Source organism: Paraburkholderia sp. SIMBA_053, from assembly GCF_046534895.1.
GTDB lineage: Bacteria > Pseudomonadota > Gammaproteobacteria > Burkholderiales > Burkholderiaceae > Paraburkholderia > Paraburkholderia caledonica.
On the sequence record NZ_JAWRXU010000893.1, the window covers coordinates 1 to 264 of the forward strand.

The 264-nt window shown below is 68.2% G+C and carries 1 protein-coding gene; it reads right to left on the reverse strand.

The window, feature by feature from the left end:
* The coding region (locus SB753_RS38190) for a hypothetical protein (protein ID WP_410805310.1) at nucleotides 1-205 on the reverse strand (205 nt) is incomplete at its 3' end.
* Nucleotides 206-264: the final 59 nt, after the last annotated feature.

Sequence of the window (264 nt, forward strand, 5' to 3'; positions counted from 1 at the left end):
CCTTCTCATCGGGGTGGTCGGCGTTCCAGCCCTCGACCACGGCTTCCGCCCAGGCGATCTCCTGCTCGTTCGTGGAGTACCAGATCGTGATCGGGCCCGAGGTCAACTCTGCGCTCTCGGGGGCGTCGCCGCCACCGGTCGAGCCGCAGGCGGCGAGGGGCAGGGCGAGGGCGGCCAGGGCGAGGACACCTGCATAACGCTTCATTGCGAGAAACTCCTTCGTTCGGAAGCTCGGGTGACGGCTTCCTTGCTGTCGGGACCGGG